The sequence below is a fragment of the Nocardioides immobilis genome, assembly GCF_003515065.1.
GTDB lineage: Bacteria > Actinomycetota > Actinomycetes > Propionibacteriales > Nocardioidaceae > Nocardioides > Nocardioides immobilis.
Map to the genome: position 1 here is coordinate 17,341 of NZ_QXGH01000014.1, position 13,205 is coordinate 30,545.

Annotated in this window: 15 protein-coding genes; 7 read left to right on the forward strand and 8 right to left on the reverse strand. The window is 67.5% G+C overall.

The annotated features are described in order from the left end of the window. Window positions 1-5: 5 nt before the first annotated feature. Entirely contained in the window at window positions 6-662 is a 657-nt protein-coding gene (locus D0Z08_RS10110) for a GntR family transcriptional regulator (RefSeq protein WP_220454130.1), read from the reverse strand. 25 nt (window positions 663-687) lie between these two features. Further along, entirely contained in the window at window positions 688-1,368 is a 681-nt protein-coding gene (locus D0Z08_RS10115; protein WP_118925127.1) for a haloacid dehalogenase type II, read from the reverse strand. 230 nt (window positions 1,369-1,598) lie between these two features. Between D0Z08_RS10115 and D0Z08_RS32060 the strand changes: the two genes are divergently transcribed. Together D0Z08_RS32060 and D0Z08_RS32065 are read left to right on the forward strand one after the other, a co-directional pair. Beyond that, entirely contained in the window at window positions 1,599-3,587 is a 1,989-nt protein-coding gene (locus tag D0Z08_RS32060) for an ATP-binding protein (RefSeq protein ID WP_182481258.1), read from the forward strand. Window positions 3,588-3,642: 55 nt separating this feature from the next. Then, a complete protein-coding gene (locus tag D0Z08_RS32065) occupies window positions 3,643-3,915 on the forward strand; it encodes a response regulator transcription factor (protein ID WP_182481259.1) in 273 nt (90 codons plus the stop codon). An 832-nt stretch (window positions 3,916-4,747) separates the two neighbouring features. Here the strand turns inward: D0Z08_RS32065 and D0Z08_RS10130 are convergent. Further along, on the reverse strand, window positions 4,748-5,092 hold the full coding sequence (locus D0Z08_RS10130; RefSeq protein WP_147381390.1) for a nuclear transport factor 2 family protein: 345 nt from the start codon (window positions 5,090-5,092) through the stop codon (window positions 4,748-4,750). A gap of 575 nt (window positions 5,093-5,667) precedes the next feature. Between D0Z08_RS10130 and D0Z08_RS10135 the strand changes: the two genes are divergently transcribed. Further along, window positions 5,668-6,051, forward strand: coding sequence for an alpha/beta fold hydrolase (locus D0Z08_RS10135; protein WP_118925131.1), 384 nt, complete (start codon window positions 5,668-5,670; stop codon window positions 6,049-6,051). A 46-nt stretch (window positions 6,052-6,097) separates the two neighbouring features. Here D0Z08_RS10135 and D0Z08_RS10140 read toward each other — a convergent pair whose 3' ends face one another. Then, complete coding sequence (locus D0Z08_RS10140) at window positions 6,098-7,231, reverse strand: GNAT family N-acetyltransferase (RefSeq protein ID WP_118925132.1); 1,134 nt, start codon at window positions 7,229-7,231, stop codon at window positions 6,098-6,100. 412 nt (window positions 7,232-7,643) lie between these two features. Then, window positions 7,644-7,880: a hypothetical protein gene (locus D0Z08_RS32625; protein WP_220454131.1), complete on the reverse strand. Its 237-nt coding sequence runs from the start codon at window positions 7,878-7,880 to the stop codon at window positions 7,644-7,646. 580 nt (window positions 7,881-8,460) lie between these two features. On the opposite strand from D0Z08_RS32625, the gene D0Z08_RS32630 reads away from it, so the two are divergent. The 4 genes from D0Z08_RS32630 to D0Z08_RS10155 all read left to right on the forward strand — a co-directional run bounded on the left by D0Z08_RS32630 (window position 8,461) and on the right by D0Z08_RS10155 (window position 11,101). Continuing rightward, window positions 8,461-8,784, forward strand: a complete 324-nt coding sequence (locus tag D0Z08_RS32630) for a Mu transposase domain-containing protein (protein ID WP_220454132.1) — start codon at window positions 8,461-8,463, stop codon at window positions 8,782-8,784. Further along, window positions 8,781-9,023, forward strand: a complete 243-nt coding sequence (locus tag D0Z08_RS32635; protein WP_220454133.1) for a hypothetical protein — start codon at window positions 8,781-8,783, stop codon at window positions 9,021-9,023. The genes D0Z08_RS32630 and D0Z08_RS32635 overlap by 4 nt, the downstream gene beginning before the upstream one ends. After that, window positions 9,020-9,847: an IS21-like element helper ATPase IstB gene (istB, locus tag D0Z08_RS10150; RefSeq protein WP_220454134.1), complete on the forward strand. Its 828-nt coding sequence runs from the start codon at window positions 9,020-9,022 to the stop codon at window positions 9,845-9,847. The genes D0Z08_RS32635 and istB overlap by 4 nt, the downstream gene beginning before the upstream one ends. 534 nt (window positions 9,848-10,381) lie before the next feature. Beyond that, window positions 10,382-11,101, forward strand: coding sequence for a Crp/Fnr family transcriptional regulator (locus D0Z08_RS10155; protein WP_118925133.1), 720 nt, complete (start codon window positions 10,382-10,384; stop codon window positions 11,099-11,101). Between the two features lie 359 nt (window positions 11,102-11,460). Here the strand turns inward: D0Z08_RS10155 and D0Z08_RS10160 are convergent, their stop codons facing one another. The 3 genes from D0Z08_RS10160 to D0Z08_RS10170 form a co-directional block, all read right to left on the reverse strand. After that, complete coding sequence (locus D0Z08_RS10160) at window positions 11,461-11,775, reverse strand: hypothetical protein (protein WP_118925134.1); 315 nt, start codon at window positions 11,773-11,775, stop codon at window positions 11,461-11,463. Window positions 11,776-12,028: 253 nt separating this feature from the next. After that, window positions 12,029-12,562 (reverse strand): hypothetical protein, encoded by a 534-nt coding sequence (locus tag D0Z08_RS10165; RefSeq protein ID WP_118925135.1) that lies wholly within the window; start codon window positions 12,560-12,562, stop codon window positions 12,029-12,031. A 48-nt stretch (window positions 12,563-12,610) separates the two neighbouring features. Beyond that, on the reverse strand, window positions 12,611-12,853 hold the full coding sequence (locus D0Z08_RS10170) for a hypothetical protein (protein WP_118925136.1): 243 nt from the start codon (window positions 12,851-12,853) through the stop codon (window positions 12,611-12,613). Between the last annotated feature and the right edge of the window lie 352 nt (window positions 12,854-13,205).

Sequence of the window (13,205 nt, forward strand, 5' to 3'; positions counted from 1 at the left end):
CTGATCTAGGTCTCCTTGTCGGGGGGGCCGGCACTCAGGGCCGACTGGAAGTGGGCGGCCAGCTCCCGCCGGAACGCCTCGACGTCCCCCTCGAGTGCGACCGCCGCCAGCCGCTCGTGATCGTCGGCGATCTCGTGGAGGTCGTCGTAGGAGCGATGGTCGACCGAGAGGTAGAGGCGGAGCTTGGTTTCCCAGCCGCCCCAGAGTTCCCGCAGCACCCCGTGTCCGGACAGGTCGTAGAACAGCCGGTGGAACTGCAGGTGTGCATCGATGCTGGCCGGGATGTCGTCCTCGTCCGTCGTTCGGCGCAGGTCTTCGGTCGCCTTCACCAACCGGTGCCGTTCGGCCCCGCGCAGCGCGTCGGCAGCAAGCTCGCCGGCGTACGGCTCGACCAGGAGCCGGACCGACGCGATCTCGGCGACCTCCTCGGCGCTGACCTCCGCGACGAACGCGCCGCGGAAGGGGACCTTCACGACCAGCCCCTCGTTCTCGAGCAGGGTCAGCGCCTCTCGGAGGGGTGATCGGCTGATCCCCAGGTCCGCCGCGATGTGCGCCTCGCGCAGCTGTCCCCCCGGCGGCACGCTCCCGTCGAGGATGGCGGCACGCAGCACGCGGTAGACGCCGTCCGGGGTCGTCGTCCGCTTCTCGTGCCACTCGAACATGGCGTCCATCCTGCGGCTCGTCCTGTCAGGGACGGGGCAGGCCGAAGAGGACGGGGAGGTCGGCGATGTCGGTGATCCGCTCGTAGCCGAGCCAGTGCTCGTCATGCTCGAAGCCGCGGTCGACGTAGACCTTGTTCTTGATGCCCATGGTCGCCGCGGACCGGTGGTCGTACATCGGGCTCGCGGAGACGTGGACGAGCTCGTCAGGCCTCACGTCCAGCTTGTCGAACAGGTACTCGAACGCGGCGAGCCGGGGCTTGTAGACCCCCATCTCCTCGGCGCTGATGACGACCTCGAACGGGGCCTCGAGGTTCTTCGAGAGGCGCTCGGCGTGCGCGGTGTCGCTGTTGGTGATGATGACGAGCGGGACCTCCTCCGCCAAGCGGTTGAGCGCGTCGGTGACACCGGGGTACGGGCCCCAGGTCGGGATGATCTCGTAGACCTCCCGCGCCTCCTCCTCGCGGTACTCCAGCCCCACCCACCGCGACGCACGCTCCATGGACCGCGCGACGACCTGGTGGAAGGGTTGGTAGGCGCCGGTGCACTCGTCGATCCGGTAGGCCTTGCAGACCCGCAGGTACTCCTCGGCGACCTCGGCTGGCAGCCGGTCGCCCAGGACCTCACGCATGGCGTCGTTGATGCTGAACTTGATCAGCGTTCCGTTCATGTCGAACGTCACGAACTTCGGCTTCACATCGAATGCCACGGCTACTCCTCACGCTCCGCCCGAGCGGCCTCGGTTACCGCTCTGGTCGATTGTCGACAATACGTCCATCGTCGTCGATTGTCAACAATCTAGCCATGCGCGGCAGAGGTGTCGCCGCTGTGCCAGGTCCTTCGGGCATTGACACGCCGGTGGTCGGCACGCAGGCTCGAAAATGGCGCAGTCCTACTCCGAAGACGTCCCGGACAGAAGCGATGGGCAATGGGTGTGAAGTGAAGTCGGAAACGCACCGGGCATTGCCTGCGGAGCTGACCAGCTTCGTCGGACGGCGCCAGCAGTTGGCAGAGATCCGCCGCCTGCTGTCCAGCAGTCGGCTGCTGACGCTCACCGGCATGGGCGGTGCCGGCAAGACCCGGCTCGCACTGCGGACAGCCACGGAGACACAGCGTGCCTTTCCCGACGGGGCGTGGTTCATCGAGCTCGCGGCGCTGAGAGACCCTCAGCTGCTGCCGCACACGATCGCGACCGCACTCGACCTACGTCACGTGTCCGGAAACCCGCTGGCCGACCTGACCGATCACCTGCAGGAGAAGCAGCTGCTTGTCGTGCTCGACAGCTGCGAGCATCTGACCGAGGCCTGCGCGGTCGTGGTGAGCAAGCTGCTTGCTGAGGCACCAGGCCTTCGGGTGCTGGCGACCAGTCGGCACGTGCTCGATGTCGAGGGCGAACAGGTCCTCGCGGTGCCACCGCTGTCCATCCCGGAGGATGCCGCGGTGCCCATCGGCGAGGCTCCGCACTATGAGGCGGTGACTCTCCTCGTGGAGCGGGCTAGGGCGGTGGATCCCCAGTTCCAGATCACCGAGGAGAACCGGGGGGCGGTCATCGAGCTGTGCCAGCGGCTGGACGGGCTGCCGCTCGCCCTCGAGCTCGCCGCGGTCTGGCTGCGAGCACTGTCGCCGGCGCAGATCCTGGACCGGCTGGAGGACCGCTTCCAGCTGCTCACGACTGGGCGCCGCACCGGCCCTGCCCGACATCAGGCGCTCGACGCGGCAGTCGCTTGGAGCTTCGACCTCTGCTCGCCCGAGGAGCAGCTGCTGTGGACGCGCCTGTCGATCTTCTCGAGCGGGTTCGACCTGGAGGCGGCCGAGGAGATCAGTGCGGGCGACGGCGTGCCCCGCGAAGACGTGCTCGAGCTGCTGGCCGGGCTGGTCGGCAAGTCGATCGTCGTCCGCCAGCACGACATGGAGCACGGAGACTCCTGGTACCGGATGCTGGAGACGATCCGCGAGTACGGCGCTCGACGGCTGCCGTCGGCGCAGGTCGACGCGATCCACCTCCGGCACCGGGACCACTACCGGAGCCTGGCCAACCGGTTCGACAGGGAGTACTTCACCTCGCACCAGGGCGAGTGGTACCTCCGGCTGCGCCGGGAGCACGACAACATCCGCGCCGCCATCGAGTTCTGCCTCTGCCATCCGGGAGAGGCCGACGCCGCTCTGGACATCGCGGCACCGCTCTGGCCCTGGTGGCACGCCGGCCATCTCCAGGAGGGATTGCTGTATCTGGTGCGGGCACTGGACCTCGCGCCCGGACCCACCCGCAGCCGTGGGTACGGGCTGTTCGCGGCGAGCAACCTGGCGATCCGTCTCAGCGAGTTCGACCGAGCACTGGCCCTCCTGGCTGAGAGCGGCGAGATCGCAGAACAGCTCGACGACGAACTGCTCGCGTCCCGGGTCAAGCAGTGCCAAGGACACGCGCTGCTGCACAGCGGTCACCCGGCCGAGGCCGTGCCGCTGCTGGAGGCGGCTCTCGATGACGCCCGGCGGCTCGGCCAGCCCAGGGATGAGTGGCGCGACGTGAATCTCCTCTGCTTGGCCATGATGTTCGTGGGCGATCCGCGCGCCGAAGACCTTGGCCGGAAGGCCGTGGAGCTGGCTGAGGACCACGGGGCAGAAGCCTCGAAGGGCTGGGCATTGTGGGACCTGGGTCTGGCCCAGTGGCGCGCCGGCCGATACCAGGACGCCGACCGGTCACTGCGGGACGGCATCGGAATGTTCCTGCCCATGCGGAACCTCGACGGCGTCAGCGTCTGTGTCCAGGGCCTGTCCTGGTGTGCTGCTTCTTCCGCCCGACGAGCACGCTGCCCATCTGCTCGGAGCTGCAGAGGCGGTCTGGCGCGCCATCGGTGGGAATGTCTCGCAGGCGGTCTATCGCGAGTTCGACCGGCGCGCAGAAGAGCGGCTGCGGTCGGCGATCGGTGACCACCGTTTCGAGGCGGCGTTCGCACAGGGCGCGGCTTACCCGCTGGACCAGGCCGTGGCGGCGGCGCTGGGTCAGGACTCCGCTCGCCCGTCCGCCACCCCGTTGCCCAACGTGCACCCCACGATCCCCGGCGGCCTGACCCGTCGGCAGTGGGAGATCGCCCAACTATTGGGCGAAGGGCTGAGCAACAAGGAGATCGCCGCCCGCCTCGTCATCTCACGCCGTACGGCCGAGGCCCACGTCGAGAACATTCTGACCAAGCTGGGCTTCACCTCTCGCACGCAGGTGACCAGTTGGGCGATCGACCAGCACGGCCGCAGAAACTAGCCCGCGCAAACGCGCCGAGTCACACGTTGAAGCGGAACGTTCCCGCGGGGATCTGGCTGCTAGTGACCGTTGTTGGATCTCGCTGGAAAAGTGGCTCTGACCTGCGTAAACGCGGACTTGTCGTCGTTGGCAGTCGTTGACTTCTCTTGGTCTCGGCTGAACTTTTTGCGGACTTTTTGCGGACTAGCGGCGTCAGTCGACGCACCGCGCCCTGGCCGCTGACACCACCCAAGGGGCGTGCCTCCCGTTGTGGATGTCATCACGGGCTCGACCGGCCAATGGAATAAGGATCCCATCGATGTAATTAATGACCGCCCTGACCAAGCTCCGGGCGCTCAGCCGACACCGAGGACCGCGACAAACCCAAGCGAAGGAGTCCCTGTCAGTAGCCATCACGCCACCGATAACGCCTCGCGCGGCTCCATAGCGGCCCCTCGTGACGAGCGCCCGGGACGTAGCCGAAGGGGTTCTACTCCCGAGTTGCTCAACAAGAAGGTGGAGCCAATTGCTGCACTCCCCTTGCCGATGTTCTCCACCGCCAAGGTTACAAAGGGGACGTGCACGGTCTTGGCCGAGATGACCGCGCGGTCACGCGCTCGACTTGGTCATGCTGTCACCAGATCATTCAGCGCAGGGGCACGGTTTAGTGGACTGCTGGCCGCGCCATCTGTTCGAGCGCGGTGCCGGTTCCACCAGCACTGGCACCGCCCTGAGGACTCTGTGACGCCACGAGCACGTTCCGTCCGATTGCTTTCCTCGCGACGCGCCTCTCCCACATTCCACCGTCAGATGCTCACCGGCGCAGCGGGAGGGTCCGAAGTGGGAACTGGCATCACTCGGCGGATTCGGATTCGTGGAGCCAAACCTGCCCGATCTTGCCCTCGCTTATCTCGTACACAGCGTTCTGTTGCCACCCACCTGGCCGGGCGTCGGACACCATTCGAATGACAGCCGCGGCGTAGCGCTCGCCGCCGAGATGGTCCAGGACGTACCAAGCAAATCCGGCGCCCTCGTTGTCGCGACGCCGCGCGTACCAAGCGAGCAGATCGTCAAAGTCACCAGTGAATCCGCCGTCGACGGCGTGGAGAGTCGCGCCCTCGGCCCACAGGTCACGGGCCGCTCCTGGGTCCTCGGCGAAAGTGGCGAACCAGAGCTGCAACGTCTCCAACGGGCTCATGGTCGGCACACTATGACTCGGCGGCGAGGTTGCCGACCCCGGTTCGGCTCCGGACGCAGACCACGGCACGTACGTTGTGACGATGGTCGAGATGGACGTCTCGGTCGGTGACCGAGGCCTGCGAGTGCGCGACGTTGGTGACCCGCGAGGTAGTCCGGTCCGGTCCTCTACTTCCACGGCATCCCCGGCTCCCAGGTTGGACATGGCGTTCGCCGATCAGCTCGCTGCTGACCTGGGGGTCCGCCTGATTTCCTTCGATAGACCCGGGTACGGGGCTTCGCCCTCCGCGAGGTTCGGGCTGGCTTCGATAGCGCGGGACGCGGCGAGAGTGGCCGATTAACTGGGGATCGACAGGTTTGCCACACTGGGGCAATCAGGTGGAGGACCTTTCGCCCTGGCGGCAGGTTGTGTCCTGGAGACCGCGTCACGCGGGTCGCTGGCGCCGCTCCGTTCGAGCTGGTTCTAAGCGCGGTGGACATGCTGGACGACAACGACACGGCGGCGCTCGCTCTGCTACCCGATGCCCCGGTCGACGCGGCGCGTCGCTTTGCCGACGGCTTCGAACCTCTTGTCAGATGGTCCGCGAGACCGTCATAGCCGAGCTGGCGAGTAGCTTTGAGAACTTTCTCTCAGCGCGCGACCGCGAGCTGATGAGCGACGAACGGCTATCCACCGCGTTCGCAACCAGCATGCAAGAGGCGCTGAGACAAGGCGCAACCGGTGCGGAGTGGGACAACGTCGCCTGGGTAGGCCCGTGGGAGGTCGACCCCGCCAGCCTCAACTGCCCGGTCCTGCTCTGGTACGGCAATGAGGACCTGTTCGTCCCCCCAGGGACAGCAGAGTGGTTGCGCGACCACATCCCCGACGCCCAACTCGTGCTGCGCTGCGGGGAGGGGCACCTGGGCTTCATGGAGCACGCCGCGGAGAAGCTCCACGCGCTCACGGAGCCCACCAGTTGAACTCTGTGGCAACCTGGGTCTGATGGAGGCTTTGGGGCAGTCCAGCTCAGCCGATCCTGACCGCAACGGGTGGGTCACTGGTCTCCGCGGTGTACCGCGGCGCGGCCGGTTCGGCTCTCGTGTTGCGAGCGTCTCCGGTGAACCTCGTGAGCGGAATCGTGACGTGCGCGGTGCCATCCACGGTTCGGACGTGGCACTGCAGACCGCAGCGCCGAATCGTCGGCAACAACGCCCGGTTGTCCGGCTCCATGATCGCAAACATGGCCGTCTTCTGAAGCCCGGCGGCATGAGTGGCAGCCGCGTGCAACAAGGTCGAGCCGATGCCCTTCCGTTGCCATCCGTCCTCCACGAGGACCCCTACTTCCACGACATCGTCCTCGTACGGCGCGATGACGACCATCCCCACGACCTCGTCCCCCACAGCGGCAACGAACGACGCTCCCCCATCGGGCTCGAGAAGTCGTCGCTCCCACCGCCGGGACAATCGGGTGGTCGGCGAGTGGAAGCGGCGCGACAGCGTCTCAGTCGAGCAACGCTCGTGCAACCGACGTACCACCGTCGCATCCGACGGCCCCGCGCGTCGCACGGTCGCCGTGGCTCCCAACGGGCTGACCGGGCAGGGAGCGTCAACGATGTCGCCATCCGGCTCGGAACGACTCAACGCCCACCGAGCGAACTCCGTCAGCACAGCCGCCCGAGCACGCTCGACCTCGGTGAACGGGACTGGGCGTTTCACTTCGGCGCTGGACCCTTCGACCTCCACACTGAGAACGTCCTCCTCATCGCCGCCCTGTGCTGAGCCATCGACACCGAGTAACTCCCCCAACGCCTCGGCCAGGGCGTACGGCCTGTCGAGGAGCTGCAGCGCGGTCCGAAGATACTTCGTTGGCGCGTCGACGAGATCGCGCTCTGAACAGCGGCCCACGGCCACCAGATCCCCACCAGAGGCCGCAACCAAGGCCCTTACCTCCTCTGCGTCCCAGTTGCCGGGGACAGACAGCAGCACCTCGTCGGTGACACTGCCGAGGTGCGGGAAGATCTGCAGGCTCAATATGTTCACGCCGTTCTCCCCGCAGCGACCTGCCAACGCCGCCAACGCTCCCGGTCGGTCTGCCAGAGTCGTGCGTACTTTCCATAACAAGGCGTTCACCCTTTCGCCGGCACGGCCGACTGGCAGCATGCCGCGGGTAGGTTGCAGCCCCGGGGCGGCGCCGTTTCGACGAGGTGAAGGTTTCCCGATCGGTCCGACCGCAGCTTCGAATAGAGCACCCGACCGCCAGCTTCGGACCCGAGCGGCTCACGAGTCTCTTCCGTCAACAGTCCAGGTGGACAACCCGTCTGTGATCTACAGCCGGTGGGAGTACAAGAAGCACCGACGGGCGCACGGTTTAGCGATCGCAAGGCCTCCGTAGCGCTGACGGGGTGGTCGTCGGCGACACCGCAACTCCCTAGGGCCAGGGCACTGATGAAGCGTCGTTGACGGCGCTCGTCTGAACCTCCCCAGTTCTGCTCACTGAAATTCCCCACCCTGTGGCTCCATCCGGAAGCGGGTGGGGCTCCTTCGAAGACGGCGGTCTCTGACCACACGCCGTCTATCGAAGGAGCCCTCGCTTCCCATGCTGACACGGGAGGAAGACATCGACGCGCACGCGTTGCACCGGCGGGGTTGGACGATCTCCGCGATCGCCCGGCATCTGGGTCGGGACCGCAAGACCATCCGCGCCTATCTGGCCGGTGAGCGGGTCGCCGGCGTGCGCAAGCCCGCCGAGGACGATCCGTTCGAGCCGTTCGTCGAATACGTCCGTGAGCGGCTCCGTGAGGATCCGCATCTGTGGGCGGTGACGTTGTTCGACCAGGTGACCGGGCTCGGCTACGACCGGTCGTATCCGACGTTCACCCGCCAGATCCGCAGCAGGAACCTGCGTCCGCACTGCGAGTCGTGTGCCGGGGTGAAAGGCCGTCCCGCGGGGGTGATCGAGCATCCGCCGGGTGAGGAGACCCAATGGGACTGGGTCGAGCTCCCCGACCCGCCCGAGCATTGGGGGTGGGGCAAGACCGCGCATCTGCTGGTCGGCACCCTCATCCACTCCGGCAGGTGGCGCGGCTACCTGGCGCCCAACCAGCAGCAGCCACACGTGGATCGCCGGGCTGGACTCGGTCGCCCGAGCGCTCGGCGGGCTGACCAAGACCTGGCGGTTCGACCGGATGGCCACGGTGTGCCATCCCGAGTCGGGGAAGGTCACCGCCTCGTTCGCTGCGGTCGCCAAGCACTACGGCGTGAGCGTTGCGATCTGCCCGCCACGCAGCGGGAACCGCAAGGGCGGGTGGAGAAGTCCAACCACACCGCCGCCCAGCGCTGGTGGCGCACCCTGGCCGATGAGGTCACCGTCGAGGAAGCCCAGGCCGGCCTTGACCGGTTCTGTCAGCTGCGCGGCGATGCTCGGCTGCGGCCAGCCGGTCCGGGCGGGAAGGCCAGCGTGCTCACCCTGGCCGAACGCGAACCCCTGGCCGCTGTCCCCCACGACGCCGTTCCCCGCGACCATCACCGCCGAGCGGATCGTCTCGGCACAAGCACTGGTCGCCTGGCGGGGGAACTTCTACTCCGTCCCGCCCGAGCTCACCCGCGCCACCGTCGTCGTCGCCCAACGCCTGGGCACCCAGCACCTCGACATCGCCACGGTCAGCGGGATCGTGATCGCCCGCCGGCATCCGCACCCTGCGGCGCCGGCGTGATGGTCCGCGACCACGGCCACGTGATCGCACTCGAGCAGCTCGTGCTCGCCGCGCACGACACCCGGGCACCGCACCGGAAGAAGGAACGCATCCCACCCGGACCCGCAGCACGGGCCGCTGCCGAGCAACTGCGCGCCCGGACCGCCCCCGACGACGCCGGCAATGCCCTCAGCGCCGACGTCGTGATCGACATGTCCAAGTACGACCGAGCAGCCAATGGAAGGAACACCCTCCCGTGACCACCACCGACCCGATGCCGATGTCTGGCACCCAGCCCAGCCTCTACCAGCAACTGCGCGGGCACCTGGCCGCGTTGAAGCTCACCGCCGCGGCCGAGCACCTGCCCAGCGTGCTCGCCCAAGCAGAAGCCGAGCAGTGGTCGATGACCGCGACCCTGGAACACCTGCTCGCCCGTGAGGTCGAGGCCACCGAAGCCCGCAAGCTCGCCGGCCGACTCCGCTTCGCGTCCCTGCCGACCCCCGCGACACTGGCCGGCTTCGACTTCGACGCCGCGCCCGGCATCGACCGCAAGCTCCTGGACGAGCTCGCGACCTGCCGCTATCTCGAATCCGCGACCAACGTCTTGTTGATCGGCCCGCCCGGAGTCGGGAAGACACACCTCGCCGTCGGACTCGGACGGGCCGCAGCCGAAGCCGGCTACCGCACCTACTTCACGACTGCCGCCGACCTCGCTGCCCGATGCCACCGCGCCGCGATCGAAGGTCGCTGGGCCACCACCATGCGGTTCTTCGCCGGACCCACGCTCCTGGTCATCGACGAGCTCGGCTACCTCCCGCTCCCCGGCGAAGCAGCATCGGCGCTCTTCCAAGTCGTGTCCCAGCGCTATCTCAAGACAAGCATCGTCCTGACCACCAACCGCGGCGTCGCCGGCTGGGGCGAGGTGCTCGGCGACACCACCGTCGCTGCCGCCATGCTCGACCGGCTCCTGCACCGCTCCGTCGTGTTCAACCTCGACGGCGAGTCCTACCGACTCCGCGACCACCACGCCAAGAACGACGCACTCCGACAGACCGCGACCGGCACCCGCCGACCGCTACAGTGACCACCGCCCAGGGGTGAGGACTTTCGATGAGCATCACTGGGGAATTTCGCGAGCGCCATCATCGTCGGAGGGCAGTGAATCCGAGACCGCCCGAATGCCGATGACACAGGTATGGTGCGCGCGGACGGCAACTGGAAGTGCGCTCGCTGGTCACGCGGGTCAGCGACGCGTCTGGTGACCACCAGGGACGGTCGCGCGAGGCGATGATGCCGAGAAGCGCGGACCTCGTGACCAAGTCCGACCCGGTGGCCGATCTCCCCCCGGTCGCAACGAATGGCTTGTCCAGCCAGGCGCGGAGAGCCTTCCGGGGGTTCGTGCTTGCGCGTTCAAGGGGAGACTGATCCGCAACGTCCTTGAAATCCCGCGCCCCTACCCTGGACACGGGGCCGCCGGCGCAGGTCGGGATGGGTTCACCCTGCCCCACGGCGCAAAGGGGGCACAACTGCGCGAATCGCTGGTCAGCCGCTCGGCCCGGCAGGGTGAGGCGGGCTTGATTCGCAGCGGATCAACATTTGGTGCCTTGAGGAGGAGAGCATGACGAACGGAGCATCGCTTGAGGGCACCGCCATATCAGTGGACGGACTGCGGGCCGCTATGACTCGGTTGGACCTCAAACGTGGGGACGTTGTGTTCGCCGAGGGAAGCCCGGGCGACTCCCTCTTCGTGGTGCAGACCGGGGCTGTCAAGGTCTTCAGACCAAGGACGGTCCAGCGATCCACCTCTCCGACGATCCTCGCGATTCTCGGCCCCGGCGACCACTTCGGCGAAATGTCGTTGCTGAACGGTGAGCTCCGCACCGCCACGGTCACCGCGGTCAGAGCGACGACCCTGCTGGAGCTGACACGCGATGCCTTCGACCACGAACTGGAGGCGAACAGCGCCCTCGCTGCCACGCTGATGCGCGACCTTGCACGTCGGATCAGGTTGTCATCGAACGCCGTCGCCGAGCTGGTATACGCCGATGTTCCGAGCCGTGTCGCGCGCGCCATCGTGGTGCTTGCCGAGAAGTTTTCCGTGTCGACTGCGCCCGGAGAGACGCGCGTCGACCACCAACTGACCCAAAGCGAGCTCGCGGAGTTCGTAGGGGCAGCGCGTGAAAGCGTCAACAGGGCTCTCGGGATCCTCGAGCGAGCCGGCGCCATCGTGGCACGACCGGGATTCGTCAAGGTCACGAACTACGAGCGCTTGCACGCGTACGCAGGCCTGAGCGCTGTCCGAGCGCCGGATCCCGGCGACCTCGCCTCCATCCCCTGATGGGCCGGCGTGCTCACCGATCAGTAGCGCTCAGCTCCGGGTCGGCGTCATCGTCTGGAGTGCCTGCCGATGTCCGGAGCGCTGGGAACAGTCGGCCGACGACGGAGCACAGGTGCCCCACCTGTCGCAGAACGGCGGATGCGACAGCCTCGCGACCTCTGCGGAGCCCGACCGAGTTTGGCGAATCGCGTGATCGTCGTGCACTGCGCGAGGCAATCATTGTGTTGGGCGTGACCCACCGGAGAAGGCTCGTGAAGGCGCCTCTACCGGCCACCTAACGCACAGAGAGCCTGCAACTCAGCTGACGCATGCAGCCTCCGGCGCCGGCTGTCCCACGCGATCGACACCACGACTCCGCGTCAGTGGATGACCGGAGAGGCCGAATCGATGCCGCACGAGTAGGTCCCTCGGGCGAAGTCGGCGACACGTCGGTCGCTCAGGCCGGTCTCACCAGCGATCCGCGCGAACGACCATCCTCGGCGCCGCAGCGCGCGCACGGCGCGCGGACCGTCGACCTCCAGCTCGTCCAGGCACGCCATCAAGTGCCGACGCAGCCGCTCGGCGTTGCGGAGCGTAAGGACCGGGTCGCCGAGATCGAGAGCGCGGTGCCGCTCGGTGTCGAGCATGCGCCGGATCGCGTGACCAACGTCGACGTCGGCAGGATCACGCGTCACCGCCCGCCTGGCCGGTCGCGGCACATCAAGACGGACAACCGACTGACTGAAGCCCCATGGGGTGTAGTCATCCATCCTGTTCAGGAAACGGGCTGCTCGGGACACCACCGGCTCCCTCCGGTCAAGCACAAGCACGGACGGCACCCAGTCTGAGGGCCGCTCGTGTCCTGACGATTCGACCGTCGTGACGGGTCCGTAAACTGGTCGAGCCCGGGCGGTGAAAATGAGGACCAGGGCATTCTGTCTCAGCAAATCAGCGGTCCCGGTGGCGGTGGCTCGCACCGATCCGGCGGCTTGTGCGAGCGGCGATGGTCCCCGCGCAGGCGAGCCGCGTCGCCCGGCCTCCAGGAAGGTCGAGACCGAGCGCGTTGTCCGTCTGGTCAAAGGCGCGTGGCTGAACCCAGCGTCCCGAGAAGTCCCGTCGTGGCGTTCCAGAATGAGGGCGACCGCTGGTCCGTTCGACCCGGCCGGGAAGGGGCTGAGTGATCAGACTGTCGCGCCAGCCCTCGGGCAAGGGCGCAGCCTCGACGTGGATGCCCTCGGCGTAATAGCCGCGCAACTGGTGGAAGGCGAAGTCCTCCCCGATGGCGGCGGTCACGAGGTCCGCCTTCGCCCGGTCCTCGTCGCTGAGGAACGCGGTCTCGGCCTCCATCGACACGGTGGCGGCCGGTGGCAGCACGTCTTCCTCGTCCGTGCCCAGGATCGCCTGCGATCCCATGACCAACGGCCGATCATCGCCCCGTTGGCTGACTCCCCGGAACACCTCGGCGCGCTGCTCGCGGCTCATCGCACCAGGCTCTTCTCGGCAACAGCCGCGGTTGTCGGTGCGCGGCGCTCACACTGGCGGCGGAAGGCCGCCCGCGCCTGCGCGCGGCTCCTGGCCGAGCACGCCGGCGAACGGAGAGTTCTGCCGCAGGTCCTCCCCCTCCTCGCTTGGCCCGATCAATGCTGCCGCAACCGACTCGACGCCCTCCTCGAGAACCTCGCTCCCCCGCTCCAGCGCCGACAAGATCGACGGCCTACCCGCGCGGATCTCGCGCCACTGCGCGATGTCGTCGCGCGCGATCGCCAGGGACACGATCGGGGTCGCGGCTCAACTTGCCCACGACGAGCCGGTTCAGCCGCATCGACCGCTGCTTCCCACGCCGCACCTCCCCCGCCCGGCCTCGAGCAACCGCAACTCGAGATGCAGTTCCGCACCCAGTCTGTCGAGCACCCGAATCAGCGTTGTGACGCCGCTGGCCTGCGTCTGGACGGACTCAATGGGAAAGCATTGACTGCGGGATGCCGTACACGTGGGCCGGGCGCTGGCTCAGGCCCAGCCCGTGCGGCGCGCCCTCATCAGTCCACCGGGGGTTCGGGGGTTTCTCGTTCACTCCGATGACACGCAACAACGCCCTGTCTTCTTCACTAGTCGACACGGCCCCACT

Bases quoted from the DNA above. Each gene is read 5' to 3' on its own strand.
- D0Z08_RS10165 (WP_118925135.1), bottom strand. From the start codon at position 12,562: ATGAGCCGCGAGCAGCGCGCCGAGGTGTTCCGGGGAGTCAGCCAACGG.
- D0Z08_RS10155 (WP_118925133.1), top strand. From the start codon at position 10,382: ATGACGAACGGAGCATCGCTTGAGGGCACCGCCATATCAGTGGACGGA.
- D0Z08_RS10135 (WP_118925131.1), top strand. From the start codon at position 5,668: ATGGTCCGCGAGACCGTCATAGCCGAGCTGGCGAGTAGCTTTGAGAAC.
- D0Z08_RS10110 (WP_220454130.1), bottom strand. From the start codon at position 662: ATGTTCGAGTGGCACGAGAAGCGGACGACGACCCCGGACGGCGTCTAC.
- D0Z08_RS10140 (WP_118925132.1), bottom strand. From the start codon at position 7,231: ATGCTGCCAGTCGGCCGTGCCGGCGAAAGGGTGAACGCCTTGTTATGG.
- D0Z08_RS32625 (WP_220454131.1), bottom strand. From the start codon at position 7,880: ATGCGGATCCTCACGGAGCCGCTCACGGACGTATTCGACGAACGGCTC.
- D0Z08_RS10130 (WP_147381390.1), bottom strand. From the start codon at position 5,092: ATGAGCCCGTTGGAGACGTTGCAGCTCTGGTTCGCCACTTTCGCCGAG.